This is a genomic window from Paenibacillus sp. 79R4 (genome assembly GCF_013393165.1).
Lineage (GTDB): Bacteria > Bacillota > Bacilli > Paenibacillales > Paenibacillaceae > Fontibacillus.
Window position 1 is genome coordinate 94,342 of sequence record NZ_QJOT01000005.1, and the last position, 13,957, is coordinate 108,298.

At 48.3% G+C, this 13,957-nt stretch carries 10 protein-coding genes; all 10 read right to left on the reverse strand.

Features of this window, described 5'->3' with window-relative positions; all coding sequences use genetic code 11:
- Positions 1-185: 185 nt before the first annotated feature.
- Positions 186-1,325, reverse strand: coding sequence for a stalk domain-containing protein (locus DMN77_RS08465; protein WP_069188336.1), 1,140 nt, complete (start codon positions 1,323-1,325; stop codon positions 186-188).
- Between the two features lie 155 nt (positions 1,326-1,480).
- Complete coding sequence (locus DMN77_RS08470; protein ID WP_179014429.1) at positions 1,481-2,878, reverse strand: sensor histidine kinase; 1,398 nt, start codon at positions 2,876-2,878, stop codon at positions 1,481-1,483.
- Complete coding sequence (locus DMN77_RS08475; protein WP_179014431.1) at positions 2,865-3,563, reverse strand: response regulator transcription factor; 699 nt, start codon at positions 3,561-3,563, stop codon at positions 2,865-2,867. Before DMN77_RS08475 ends, DMN77_RS08470 begins: the two co-directional genes overlap by 14 nt.
- Before the next feature lie 23 nt (positions 3,564-3,586).
- Positions 3,587-4,915 carry an FG-GAP repeat domain-containing protein gene (locus DMN77_RS08480; protein WP_179014433.1) on the reverse strand — a complete coding sequence of 443 codons (1,329 nt, stop codon included), beginning with the start codon at positions 4,913-4,915 and terminating at the stop codon, positions 3,587-3,589.
- Between the two features lie 279 nt (positions 4,916-5,194).
- Positions 5,195-7,933, reverse strand: a complete 2,739-nt coding sequence (locus tag DMN77_RS08485) for a carbohydrate-binding protein (RefSeq protein ID WP_372775600.1) — start codon at positions 7,931-7,933, stop codon at positions 5,195-5,197.
- 34 nt (positions 7,934-7,967) lie between these two features.
- A complete protein-coding gene (locus DMN77_RS08490) occupies positions 7,968-8,855 on the reverse strand; it encodes a carbohydrate ABC transporter permease (RefSeq protein ID WP_179014434.1) in 888 nt (295 codons plus the stop codon).
- Between the two features lie 9 nt (positions 8,856-8,864).
- The gene (locus tag DMN77_RS08495; protein WP_229521114.1) at positions 8,865-9,734 is read right to left on the reverse strand and encodes an ABC transporter permease; all 870 of its coding nucleotides are present in this window, start codon (positions 9,732-9,734) and stop codon (positions 8,865-8,867) included.
- A 105-nt stretch (positions 9,735-9,839) separates the two neighbouring features.
- The gene (locus DMN77_RS08500) at positions 9,840-11,483 is read right to left on the reverse strand and encodes a type 2 periplasmic-binding domain-containing protein (RefSeq protein WP_179014436.1); all 1,644 of its coding nucleotides are present in this window, start codon (positions 11,481-11,483) and stop codon (positions 9,840-9,842) included.
- A gap of 93 nt (positions 11,484-11,576) precedes the next feature.
- Positions 11,577-13,214, reverse strand: coding sequence for a sensor histidine kinase (locus DMN77_RS08505; protein ID WP_256872303.1), 1,638 nt, complete (start codon positions 13,212-13,214; stop codon positions 11,577-11,579).
- A gap of 5 nt (positions 13,215-13,219) precedes the next feature.
- A complete protein-coding gene (locus DMN77_RS08510; RefSeq protein WP_068779865.1) occupies positions 13,220-13,930 on the reverse strand; it encodes a response regulator transcription factor in 711 nt (236 codons plus the stop codon).
- Positions 13,931-13,957 lie beyond the last annotated feature (27 nt).

Genomic DNA, 13,957 nt, shown 5'->3' on the forward strand with positions numbered 1-13,957 from the left:
TGGATTTTTTATCAGACCAAACGCTCATTCAAGAGGATATTTCCCTCTGACACCAGACTGGAGGTCAATCGCACGAAATAAGAAAAGAGCAATCCCAATATCTTTTTTCACTTGAGATTGCTCTTTATTTTCTTTTCTAACCTTGTTAGCTGAATATGTTTATTATGTTTATCAATCTGATTGAATTATTTAAGCGTTACGTTAAGCGCTCCGTTCTCAGCCTTTTCGATCGTACCTTGAAGCACTTTGGTTACGAAATCTGCCGGAACATACGTATTCTTATTATGCAGCTCTGGAGCAGCGCCAAGGGAGAACGGAGCTACCTTGTTCAAGAAATATTGATCCTTGCCGAGCTCAATCGATGTAAATACAGCATCCTTGGTCAGGTCTGCTCTCTTCTCCTTTGCATTCCAGGTCAGCTTGAAGCCAAGACCTTCAATCGTGGAACGCAGTGGAATCATCATCTGCCCATCTGCTTTTGTGTAGTATTCGCTCTTGTTGATGACAACACTGGCCTTCGCAGCTTCATGATCTTCCCCTTTGGCGGCGAGGGCAATGCTGAATTCCGGTGTTCCTGCGGCTCCTGGTGCGATCGAGTATTTAGGGAATACGATCACAGCCTTGCCGTCCTTCACATAGAAATCCTCCTCTTGTCCGGCATCGATTCCTTTGAACTCGTCCGCGAAATAATCGTCCGGCTGCTTAGCAATTTGCTCACGAATTTGCTTGTCCAGCGCTGCTTTATAATCGGAGCCAAACAATTCCTCAAGCGTCACCCGTTCGGCCTCGGCTTTATTCCATACATTGTAGAAATATTTGATCGGCATTGAAGTTCCTCCGCTAAAGCCCTCTTGAGTAACTACGAACGAGAGCAATTGCTGCGGATTAACGGCAGCCGAGCCGTCTGACTTCACCTCATAGTCGATATACAATTCATACGGACGGAATTCATATTTATTCTCTTTTGCCTCCTTGGCTCCTTCCGCAGCCAGCTTCTCCCACTCTTGAATCGCCTTATCCGCATTGCGTTCAATAATATCGTTCATTTCCAGGCCATATTGTGTATCCTTCAAGCCCTCCACGACTGGAATTTTCACATGTACCTTCAAATAGGGACTATTCGAGGTGAGCGCCTTCGTCTTAATAGTAACCTTCTGCTCCAGCTTATTTGAGAGCTCTGCCTCAACCACGCTTTTGGCGGAGGGTGCAACCCCTTGTGCCGCTTGTACCGGTTGTGCCAGCTGGGCAACACCCACGCCGCTGATCAGCAATCCGCCAGCCACTCCCAAAGCAATAATCGATTTTTTAGCCATCCCTGTTTTCATGTCCATCGCCCTTTCGATAATGAGTAAGTTAAACTCTAGATTCTGAAGCATTAGTCTGAATTCGCCGGCAGCAGCCAGCATTTAATTGGACTAATCTTCCTGTGAACCTATCGTAACAGGAGCGGTGAAAGAGATAGTTACAAATCAACAACAGCCTACGTCAGCAGCGATGAAGCAGAAGGCAATACAATAGTTACCGTTGTCCCCTGATGCAACTCGCTGTCCATCTTCATGCTTCCCCCATGCAGTTCCACGATCTCCCTGGCCAGGGCAAGTCCGATTCCGCTGCCGGATTGCTTGCTCTTGCCCTTAAAAAACTTGGTCATCATCTTCTCCAAATCAGCCGGTGCGATCCCCTCGCCTTCATCGATCACCTCAAGCTGAAGCCCCTGCTCCAGCCGCCGGGCTCTCAGCAGCACTTCACCGCCCTTATGCGAGAACTTGATCGCATTGTCCAGCAAATTAATCAGCACTTGCTTCATCCGGTTGCGGTCCGCCGTAATATATCCGGCATCATCATACTCAGTCCGCAGAGTAACCCCCTTTTGCTCGAGGTGGGCCGCGAATTGTATTTTCAGTTCATGCAGCAATTCTCCTACATTCCAGCGCGTCGGATGCATCTCCAGATGTTTGGCCTGCAGCTTGGAGAAGTCCAGCAGATCATTAACCATGCCGTTGAGCCGCTTTGCCTCATCACGAATCGTCTGCAGCCCGTCGAGCAGTTCTTCTCTATCCTGCATATCTCCGGTAAGCAGCGTTTCCGACCAGCCCTGAATAGAAGTAAGCGGCGTCCTTAATTCATGGGACACCGTCGAAATGAACTCATGCTTCAGCTTATCGGTTTTTAAAATTTCCTCGGCCATGACATTCATCGTCTGACCAAGCACAGCAATCTCATCGCGCTGCCGATTCTCGGAACGGACATGGAAATCCCCCCTGATATACGCATTGGCTATGCGTCGCAATTCAAGCAGGGGGCCCACCATTCTGCTCGACAGAAATAAACTGACGATAAAGGAAGCGGCAATAATGCCGACGCTGAGCGTCAGCGTAACCAAGACGATCTCCGCATACAGTTTATCAACCGCAGTCAAGGATGTAACAAACCGAACGACACCAACGGCATTCTCCTCCCGGTACAGGGCATAGCTGTATGCTATCACATGCTCACCGTCCTGCTCTGTCCTTCCGGTCCAAGACCCTTCTCCGGCCTGAGTGGCTTCGGTAATATCCGGCGAGGACAGCTGCCCCTCCTGCTCGAAGCCATTGGCATCCATCAGCACCTTTCCCGACAGATCAAGCACTTGAATACTCATATAATCAGCCGTCGGAATTTGCTGGAAGATCTCTGTCGCTTTTTCACGCAGCGTCTCATCGTTAATAAATTTATTGTAGTATGAAGACAGCACATCAACCCGCTCCGCGAACGCTTCCTTCGCCCCCTGGTAATAATACCGGTGGACACCATACAGGAAGACGGTGGAGAACAAGGTTGTAACGAGCAAAATAATAAAGAAATGGCTTAATAACAGCTTGCTCTTAATGCTCTTCATGCTGTGAGCTCCATTTGTAGCCATGTCCCCACACCGTATGAATCCAGTGTGGATGAGAAGGATCGTTCTCAATCTTGTTGCGCAAGCGCCGCATATGTACGTCGACAGTCTTTACCTCACCCGTATAATCCTGTCCCCATACCGCATTAAGGATGTCATCCCTGCTCAAGCTGGCGTCTGCATGCTCCAGAAACAATTTCATCAACGCATATTCGGTCGGCGTCAGCTCCACCTCAATCCCATTTTTCCACAGCTTCCGTTCCTTCGACGATAACCTAAAAATGCCCGACTGAAGCTGTCCGCCCATTTCATACGCCACAGGATGCAATCTGCGGTAAAGCGCATTAATCCGGGCCAACAGCTCAGTTGGACTGAACGGTTTACATATATAATCATCCGCCCCCATTTCAAGCGCGGCCACCAAGTCTTCCTCTTGCGTTAGTGCTGTTAGCATAATTATGCCCATTTTCGGAAAAGAACGCCTGAGCATTCTACACACATCAAGCCCGCTAATCGCGGGCAGTTGAATATCAAGCAAGGCTATATCTATGTCCTTCTCCCTCTCTACAGCTTCCATTGCCTCCTCACCGGATTCCGCCTCCACAACGACGATCCCCTGCCGTTTCAAGTTGATGCGCACAAAATTACGGATCGGGCGCTCATCCTCTACAATCATTACCTTCATCTTGTACAACCTCCAACACTGCCTCAATATTTCGTATCTTTAAAACCGCTGACCAATTCCTTCACCGAAATAGCCAACGATTGAATTGCATTCGGATATTCCTGCAAACTTTCCGGGAATATGCCAGCAATCCACTTGTCCTTGCCTTCGCGCAAGGAAACAAATTGATAGCCTGCCTTCTTCCATTTTTCAATCTCTTGACTCTTGTCGGACAAAGGCACTATTTTGATCTCCAGGAGCGATAGCTCAGGGTTCCGCAGGGGTCTGAACGAGATATCCTCATTGTCGCCGGTATACTGCAGTGTCACCTGATCGATCCAACGCATCGGCAGATCAAAGCGGTAATTGTTCTCAAAGCTATAGAAGCTGTCCATCATGGGCTGCAGCTTGCCTTGCGGCGTCCACTGTATCCACTCATGAATGAACGGCATGTCCGAATAAGGGATATCCTCTGTTCCCGGAGGCTCCTTCATCCGGTCAATTTCCAGAATTCCATCCCCGTTGATATCCTCGCTCAAGGTCGTCTGAGCATTAAAAAATTCCGGGTTGAGCGGATCGGCATTAAGCACATCCTTTAACTGCCCTTGCTCCTTAATCAGCAGCGAAGTATAAGAAGAGTGGGCGCCGAAATCTGCCACGATGACGATTCCCTGACGTTCTTCATTTACTTTGCCGGTAACAACCTGGGCATAGCCGTTGATCGCACCATCCAGATCAAGCGCTGTTTGCTTGACTAACCGGCCATCATGAAAATCATATAAAGCCGCTTCCGCTACCATTTTCTCGGAATCCCAGGACAGGTTGAACAGCTCCGGTCTGTTGTTGCCATCCAGGTCGCTAACAAGTATCCTGGTGTACAGCATATCCCCAGCCAGTTCAAGCTTGTTCTGCTCATTCACCGAATGAATCTGCAGCTCATTGCGTCCGCGAACCCCGCCCTTCCAGCCGGTAATAATCTCGCTGCGTCCGTCTCCGTCAAGATCGGCAAGCTGGAAGAAATCGATACCGCGGCTTGGAACTGCAACCTGATCCATCCGTTCCCATTTCCCTTGATTCTCCCGCAATAGAATATACCCGTGTTCAAATTCATCGCTTTCATTGGCATAAAAAGCAATCACCTGCCGATGGCCATCCCCGAGAATATCTTTAATGAATATCGCCGTGGCCCCATAAGGTCCGTTATCGGGTATGACCAGCTTGGAATGAGGCGGCAATTGCTGCAGTACTTCCTGGCGGATATTGGACTGCTGCTGGGACTGGGCCGGGGGCTGCAGCAGCTGAAATGGCGTACTGCCCAGACTGCAGCCGCCGAGAAGCAGGACAACTCCGCTGATTATAAATACAAATATCATTCGATTGATTCTCATGTCATCACCATTCAATTCTAAATTCATAGACTGACTAACTCTATCTCTAATCATATAGAATGACGAGATGAAGAGGTTACAGAACCATTACGCCAACAATGAACAAAGGCTATCACATAAGGTCAGATGACCTTAGGATAGCCCGTATTTGCAATGAATAAGCACGACATTTCCAGTATTTTATTATATCAGCGCCAGCGGGAATATTGCTGAACTGATTGTGTAACAAATTATACACCTACCCGGGCTGGAAATTCCAATAAGTTACCCGCGCAGATGATCCTTCAGCCGAAACGTATATCCCTTGGATCTATTACCCGAGACATCCACGCTTTGAATCGTTATCGAATAACTTTTGGCAGCGGGTATTTTCGGGAGTACAACGGTCTGAACCCCTCTTGATACCTCTAATGTATGACCGACCTGTTTTTTGTTCTGAAACAGGCTGATCAACACTTTTTGTCCGTCCAAATCATAGGGTCCATCCCAATAGAGCCCCATGCTTTGTCCTGCTTGCACCACGCGCACATTCTCCACCTCTCCCGGCGGAATATGATCTATCACCGGTTCAGGCTCGGGAGCAGGAGCGGTGAATACCTCAGGATCCCCAAAGGTGAATTTATCGATATTGTACAACCAGTCCGATCCCTTAAAAACAAGGAATATCAGATGTTTTCCCGTTACGCGGGTGGTTATCTCTGACGAGAAAACCTGAAATTTTTGCCAGCCTCCGGTCCCCGTCACTTGCACAGTTGAGATTACAGGGCCGTTCACTCCATCGATCCGCACTTCAAGGGTACCGCCAGCGGTATCACTGGCCGCATGCACATGGAACTGCTCCGGACTGCCGCTGCCAAAATCAATATAGTTGTACATTGCATAAGGCTGATTCGGGCCATACAAACCAACCAAATAGGTATGACCTCCGCCCGTCTCCGTTCCAAGCTCCACTGCACTTGTATAACTCTCGGCTTCTATTTTGCTATAGGCATCCATAACCTTGCCCTTCACCGTCGTGAAATTAAACCAATCCAGATTGCATGGGAAATCAGCTCCATTTGTTCCTTTAAAGGTTAGATATACATCATGAGTACCGGTTGCCAGCGTATCATCAACGATGGACATCATGTTCATCCATCGATTCCAATCGCCCATGGCCGGAACCGGGATCTCGCTGACCACTGGTCCCTGCGGACTGTCGAGCCTTATCTCAATCGTTCCGCCTTGGGATCCGCTTGATACATATACCGTAACCCCGGACGCTCCGTCAGCAAAATCAATCCCCCGATAAAGAGCATGAGCTCCATCGGAAATCCCCTCAATATAGCCATGCTCCATATTTCGGTCCAACCCGAAGCTGTCATCAAAATCTTCCGCCTGCAACTTAGCGAAAGCGTCTGTCCTGGTCGGATCATCCCGCGTGAATTTGAACCAATTGAGATTAAACAGATAGCTGTCCGTTGTTTCTTCAAATACCAGATACACGTCATGAACTCCGGTTACCGTTGCAGGATGGCCCTGGTGATCTTTCAATACGCTGACGGCATCCATAAAATGCTCCCATCCGCCTGTGTCTTCGACGTTGACAGTGCCAACGACCGGACCGTTCAGAGCATCCAGACGAATCTCGATCCTGCCGCCTGCCGTCCCGCTGGCCACCCTGGCAATAAAGCCCTTGGCACCCAGCTTGCCAAAGTCCACCTGCTTGTAGGCTGCAAAATGGCCGGATTGAATTCCGCCGAGCTGCATCGTTCCTTCTGCGCTTCCCTCCAGGATGAAACCCTTGCCGTCATTGTACTTCTCCGCTTCAATTTTCTGATAGGCATCCCTGGTCTGATAGCTTAGCGGCATACTCCTGGGCTTAAGGACCGCCAGCGCCTGAACGGCACTGGACGCTGTCCAGGAGTCGTAGGTTCCGGACTGCCTGCGGCCGATCCAATTGCCGTCAACAATTCCATCCTCATTGCGGTGGCTCCAGGCCATTTCCGTATTATAAGCGAGCCATTCGTCAAGCTCCCTGCTAAACTGCTTATAGCCTGATGCAGCCTTTTTTCCGTCCAGGGAGGTTAATAAATAGGCCAGATTACGAATTAGAATCGTCTTGCCGCCCTTCAAGTCCCCGTTGGGCCCTTCATAATTAAGCAGCCTATTCTCATCCGTCTGGTGTTCCTTGACAAATTGAGCGGCCTTCACGGCATCTTCCAGATAGACGGAATCCCCGGTGCTGCGGTACAGCCCTACCGCCGCGCCGATAAAGGTTCCCTGATTATAGTGGGTCGCATCGGGAACGCCGCCGCGTACCGGCTCAATCCGGTCAAAGACTTTGCCCTTGCCATCGGTCAGCATCGTCTTGCCCCAGCGAAAAATACGGGAAGCGGCGTCCAGATAGTGCTGGTCCCCGCTTATTTCATAGAGGAATACCGCTGCTTCGGCAGCCGGAAAGTTGATGCAAGCGTTCTTCGTAACATGCTCGCTGTTTAACCACCAGAGTCCGCCGCCAAATTCCTCATCCCATTGGGTGTCGTACACAAAGTCGAAGTAATATTTCGCCTTGTCCAGGTATTTCGGCTCGCCGGTAATTTGATACGCTCGCGCGCTGGCCATAGCCCACCACATAATATCGTCGTTGAACGGATTATTCGTCCAGTCCTCTCCGTACTTCGCCACCGCCCCCGTAAAAATATCATCGATTTGCTGGCGAAGCTGCTGCTTTAACGTCCTATCGGAGGTGTGGAGATATGAATCCATGACCATCTCCCATAATTCGGCTTCTACCCAAAAACTCTGGTAGGAGTCGCTTTGCTGCGAATCGGCCCGAAAATGCTTCGTTTCGGGATTCCAGAAATATTGATTAAATGCCATGATGGCTATATCGGCATCGGAAGACTTGTAAGCATCGGCTGGAGAAGCTCCTATTCCTGTGAATACGGTTAAAGCAGGCACAATGGCCAGGACGGCCATAAACCATTTGGACCTGAACGGCTTTCCATGTTTCAAGTTCACGCTAACCCCTCCCAATATAAATTTACTTTCCCATCTATTCCTTTACCGAGCCAAGCACGATGCCATGAATCAGATACCGCTGCAAGAAAGGATATATCATCATAATCGGAATCATGGAGACCAAGATTTTCGCTGAATTCAGGGTCGTATTGGATATTTTATTGAACTGCTGAAGCTGCTCAACGGTCAGGTTCTGCATCTGGTCCCGCGTCAGATTTAGCTGCTGCAGATAGGTCTGCAACGGAACTTTGCTGCTGTCATTAATCAACACAATACCGTCAAAAAAGTTGTTCCAGTGCCCCACAATCACGAACAGGGTGATTGTGGCCAGGCTGGGCAGAGAGACCGGCAGGAAGATGTTCAATAAAATTTTGAGCGGCCCCGCTCCATCCATAAATGCCGCTTCCTCAAGCTCCTTGGGAATGCCCTTGAAGAAATTCATCAGCAGGATCACGTTAAACACCGGGACCGCGCCTGGAAGCACCAGCGCCCAGAGGGTATTGATGAGATTCAGCTTGCTGATGACCATATACCACGGGACGATCCCACCGCTAAACAGCATAGTAAAAATGATAATCCACATGTAGACATTGCGCGATTTGAATTGCATCGTGCTGCGCGACAGCGGGTAAGCCATCAGCACCGTAAGCAGCATATTGATGCCGCCCCCAAGGACGACCCGTTCCACAGATATTTTGAAAGCGCGCCAGAACTTGACATCGTTCAGAATCTTCTCATAGGAAGAGAAATTAACGTCAACGGGCCAGAAATTGACCTCTCTGGCGTTCACCGCCGCGCTGCTGCTGATCGAGATCATGATCGTGTTAAGCATCGGAGCCAGCGATAGAAAAGCGATGATAACCAGCACGGCGATAATCAGAGCATTCATCATTTTTGATCCCAAGGTTTGCGACTGTACCATATGATCCTCCTAGAAAATCCTGTACCCGGCATACTTGGCCGCCAGCCGATAGGAGATAATAATAAGCACAAAGCTAATTACTGATTTCATCAAACCGACCGCCGTAGCAAATGAATATTGCATATTAATAAGCCCCATACGATAAACAAATGTATCGATAATATCCCCTGTCTCGTAGACGAGCGGATTATACATGTTAAAGACCTGATCAAAGCCGGCGTTCAGCACATTCCCCAGGCTGAGCGTGCCCAATAAGATGATGGTTGGAAAAATGCCTGGCAAAGTAATATTCAGCATTTGCTTCCAGCGGTTAGCTCCGTCAAGCGCGGCCGATTCATACAGTGCCGGGTTAATCGCCGTTAAGGCCGCCAAATAAATAATCGTCCCGTAGCCGAATTCCTTCCAGGTATCCGTCACGATCAGCAGCGGCCTGAACCATGTATTGCTGGCCATAAACATGATCCGCTCCAGACCCAGAAGTTCCAGCAAATTGTTGACCATCCCGTCATAAGAGAAGATCATTGTCAGCATCGTTCCCAGCACAACCCAGGACATAAAGTGCGGTAAATAGACGATCGTCTGCACTGTGCTCTTGAACAGCTTCACCCGCACCTCATGAAGCAGCAGCGCGAATACGATCGGTGCAATCAGGCCAAGAATGATCTTTCCGGCAGCGATGACCAGAGTGTTCACAAAGATCTGTCTGCTGTCCGGAAGCTGCAGCATATAAGTAAAATTGCCGAGTCCAATCCAAGGGGAGCCGCCGATCCCCTTGGCTGGAATAAATCTCTGAAACGCCATCACCGCACCGAACATCGGAATGATGGCGAAAATGAACAGCATGATCATGCCAGGCAGCAGCATCATATGATAGGTCATCCCGTTCAGGCGTTGGCGCGCACGGCTTTGGCGCAGCGGCGCTTGCAGCTGCCGGCCCATGCTGACTCCGGTTCGATTCATGTTCATCACATCCTGCGATTAAAGTTACTTTTGATTTATCTCGGCCAGAATTTCGTCCCCGCCAGTCCGATGCCAGGTGTCGACGAATTTATCGAATTCACTAAGCGGCGCTTCGCCCATAATGATTTTAAGAATCGTCTCTTCTTCCATCTTCTTCAGATTGGCCCATTTCATCTTCATCGTATCGGTTGTGCCATAAAAAGCGCCCGGTATGACTTCCAGATTCGGATTGTTGGCTTCCCGTTGCCCCTCAATACGCGATAGATATTCCCCGTAAGTATTAGCGTCGATATTGTTCCCTTCTTTTTTGAAGTCCTGATAGGCATGGAGCGATACTAGACGGTCAGGTTGAATTTTGCTCTCATTTCCGGCTTGGTCCGCTTCCATAATGTCATCATAGTAACGCTTCAATACGTCGTTATAATCGATTTGCATCGGAATCTGCGTCGGCTCGTTATTCCATCTGCTGTTATCGGTCAGCCCTTCACTTGCATGCTCTTTTTTGTACTGAACAGCATCGTCCGTAAGCGAATACAAAAAATCTGTGGTCAGGTTAATCGATTTCATAATCGCTTCCGGATGAGCGTAATCCTTCTTGACTACGGTGAAGCTGCCGGCCGGGTCCTGACGGATTGTCTTAAATTTGCCGTTCTCATCAACCGGTGCGGATACGGCGATCCAGACCGCTTCCGGATCCTGCTTAATGGTATCTTTATAGTTCGTGTAGCCGATCCACCAAGGGTTGAAAAGCATACCTGCCTGGCCTTTAATGACCAGCGCTTCCTTCTCTTCCCCGGACCTGACGGCAAACTGCTTATCGATCAGCCCCTCTTTGTAACGCTGGGCCAAATCAGCCAGCGCTTCCTTCATTTCCGGCTGCACCGAGCCATATACGACCTTGCCTTCCGCATCCTTGATCCAGTTCGTCGGGAAGGCATTATAGACCGCGAATACCGGCGTAAAGTTCATCGCATTCTGATCCATAACGAAACCGACCGTTTTTCCTGTGCCGGAAACGTCCTTTTCAACGAAAGTCCTGGCCAGGTCCCAAACTTCCTCCAGGCTTGCAGGCGTCTTTGCGCCTACTTTATCCATCCAGTCCTTGCGGATCCACAGCAGCTGATGCTGGTTGCCGATATTGGTATGCGGCAAAGCCATGATCTTGCCATCGAAAGTAACCTGATCCATGAGCAGGCTGCCATAGGTGTCGTAAATTTCTTTCAAGCCTTTGGAGGCGGTCTTGTCATAAACTTCGGTCAAATCCGCAATCAGATCGTTATCGACCAATTGGTTGAGAATGTCCCGACTAACCGTCATTACATCAGGCAGATCGCCCGTCGTCATGGAGAGGGACAGCTTCTGATCCATATCATCGGTCTCCCAGGCAATCTTCGCCTTCACATTCACCCTGCTCTCCACATATCTGGTAGCCATGTTGTTCTCGCTTGTGTCTCCGTCGGGAAGATTGCTAGTATGGTTTGTGTTACGGCCGATCGTGAATTCAACAGAGGTGTCATATTTGCCATACGGATCAAATTTCACCCCATCATCGACCTGCGCTTCATCCGAGCCGCCAGCGTTTGTCCCGCTTCCTCCTCCACAGCCGCTGACAGCAAGCATGCTGAGGCAAACCAGGAGAATAAAGACTAATTTCCGCTTATTCTTCATATCGCTAACCCCTTTATTTGATTTTATGGGTTCATTGTATCCGTTTTCATAAAGGGCGGATATGCAACGTTTTTTTGATTCATAACACGTTTTTTATGAATTATAAGGCAGCGTAATCATCACCTTAGTTCCTTGGCCCGGATTACTAAAAATGTCCAAGCCATAGTCCGTTCCGTAATACAGCTTGATGCGATCATTGACATTTTTCACACCGTAACCGGAGCTGCTTGCGGTCAACAGCTTTTGTTCCTGCTCCGACGACATGCCGATGCCGTTATCCTCCACCTTCATTTTGATCTCCCCTTTTTCAAGATAGACAGAGATGTTTAACAGGCGGTCGCCAATCAGAGGTTCAGCAAAGCCATGCTTGATCGCATTTTCGACAATCGGCTGTAATATGAAGTGAATAATGTGATGGTTCAATAGCGACTCTTCCACCTTATAATCAATCTCAAAGCTTGCATCGTGCATAATGAGCTGCAGATCGATATAGGCCTTGATATTGGCTAATTCGTCCTTAATCGTTACCAGCGCCTTGCCTTTATTCAGCGTGGTCCGATAAAATTGGGCCAGCGCGGCCACCATGTACCCGGTTTCGATATCTTGCTTCTTCACAGAGCGCCAATGTATGAACGACAAGGTGTTATACAGAAAATGCGGATTGATCTGGGCAATGAGCTGGCTGTACTCGCTTTCTCTCTTGGCGCTTTCTGCCTCGTATACCTGCGAGATTAAGCTTTTGATCCTGCCCAGCATCTTGCCGATCCCATTCGTAAGCTCGCCTATTTCATCCCGGGAAGAGCTTTGGATGATGATCTCCAGATTGTTTTGCTCCACCTTATCTACTTTATTTCTCAGATGAACGATCCTCCGCGTGAAGCTGCTGGAAAATACATATATCAGACTGAAGGCAATCAGCAAGCTTAGCACAATAACAAAAAACGTAATCTTAAAAATGGTCAGTGCATTCATGTAAGCATTATCGTGGGAAACGGAAAATTTCAGCGTCCAGTCGATATTTTGCAGCGAACCGCTGATGTCCGTCAGGCTTCTGGCTGTCAGCACGTCCTGATTGCCTTGATATATGAGCTTATGCCGGCTGTCTTCAATGCTTACAGAGATATGGTCGGAGACCTGCTCTATGCTTGAGAAGATACTTTCATAATTGATGGTGATCACCATAAAATTGCTGTTCCTGTGATTGCTGATCAACTGCTGCAGCAAATACACATGCCCGTCATAAATAATCCAGCGCCGGCCTCGATCACCGTCATACCATGGCTGTCTTTTCAGTTCATGAAGCGGCAGTATATGATCGCGAATCCCCAGCAGATCACCTGAGGTGTAGAAGGTAATTTCTTCGATATTCCCGTCCATCAGCTTGATTTGCGAGAGCAGCGGGTCCATCGTATCCCTGAAATCCAAGTACATATTAAAATAATTGTCCTGATAATTTTTCAAAAAAATTTGAGAGAAATCCCGGTTCAGTACAATAAATTCGCACAGCATGTTATAGCGGTTTATTTTGTAGTCCAGGATGTTGGCCATTTGGCTGAGACCGGAGCGCGCCTCACTATTTAATTCGTTGATCTGCGTTGTGTAGGATTGAAGAAATGACAGCATGCCCAGGAGTAGAATCGGAATCAGCACAATGGTGAGGTGTGAGAGAAGCAGCTTGCTGCGGAACTTTAGATCATTAAACCTGCTTTTCATCAGACGAATGATCATCATTGATCTCAGCACTTCCGATATTGCATCGGACTGACACCGTATTTATTTTTGAATAACTTGCAGAAATAAGACGGATTTTCAATCCCAACGTTTTCCGCAATATCGTTTATTTTCATATTGGTTTGTGTCAACAGATAATCTGCTTTCCGCAATCGGTAATCCGTTAAGTATTTGGAGAAATTCATGCCTGTTTCTTTTTTGAACAAAATGCTGAGATAGCCTGGCGATAAATAGACCTCGTTGCCTACATCTGTTAATGAAATATCATGTTGATAATTATTTTTTATAATCTGTTTCACTTGGCGAATCACCCTGGATTCTTCGGTCTCCTGATCAGGATCGATATAGGCCTTCTTCTGAGTGAGGTTTTCCATGACCTCCAATAGCTCTTCACGAATGAGCGGCTTCAGTAAATAGTTGATCACCCCAAGCTTGATTGCGCTGAGGGCGTATTCAAATTCGCCATAACCGCTGCAGATGACGATCTTCAAATTCTCCTGCATCCTTCTAGCCGCTTTGCTCAGTTCAATGCCATTCATCAACGGCATCTTCACATCGGTAATTAAAATATCAACCGCGTTTTTTTGCAGGATCTCTTCAGCAACGCGACCGTTTTCGGCCTCAAGCACGCGGCAGGGAAATTTGTATTGGCAGAGCAAATTTTTGATTCCTTCACGTTCCGTAGATTCGTCGTCTACAACCAGAACATTCATCATCCTATCGTCTCCTTACTTATTGATGTA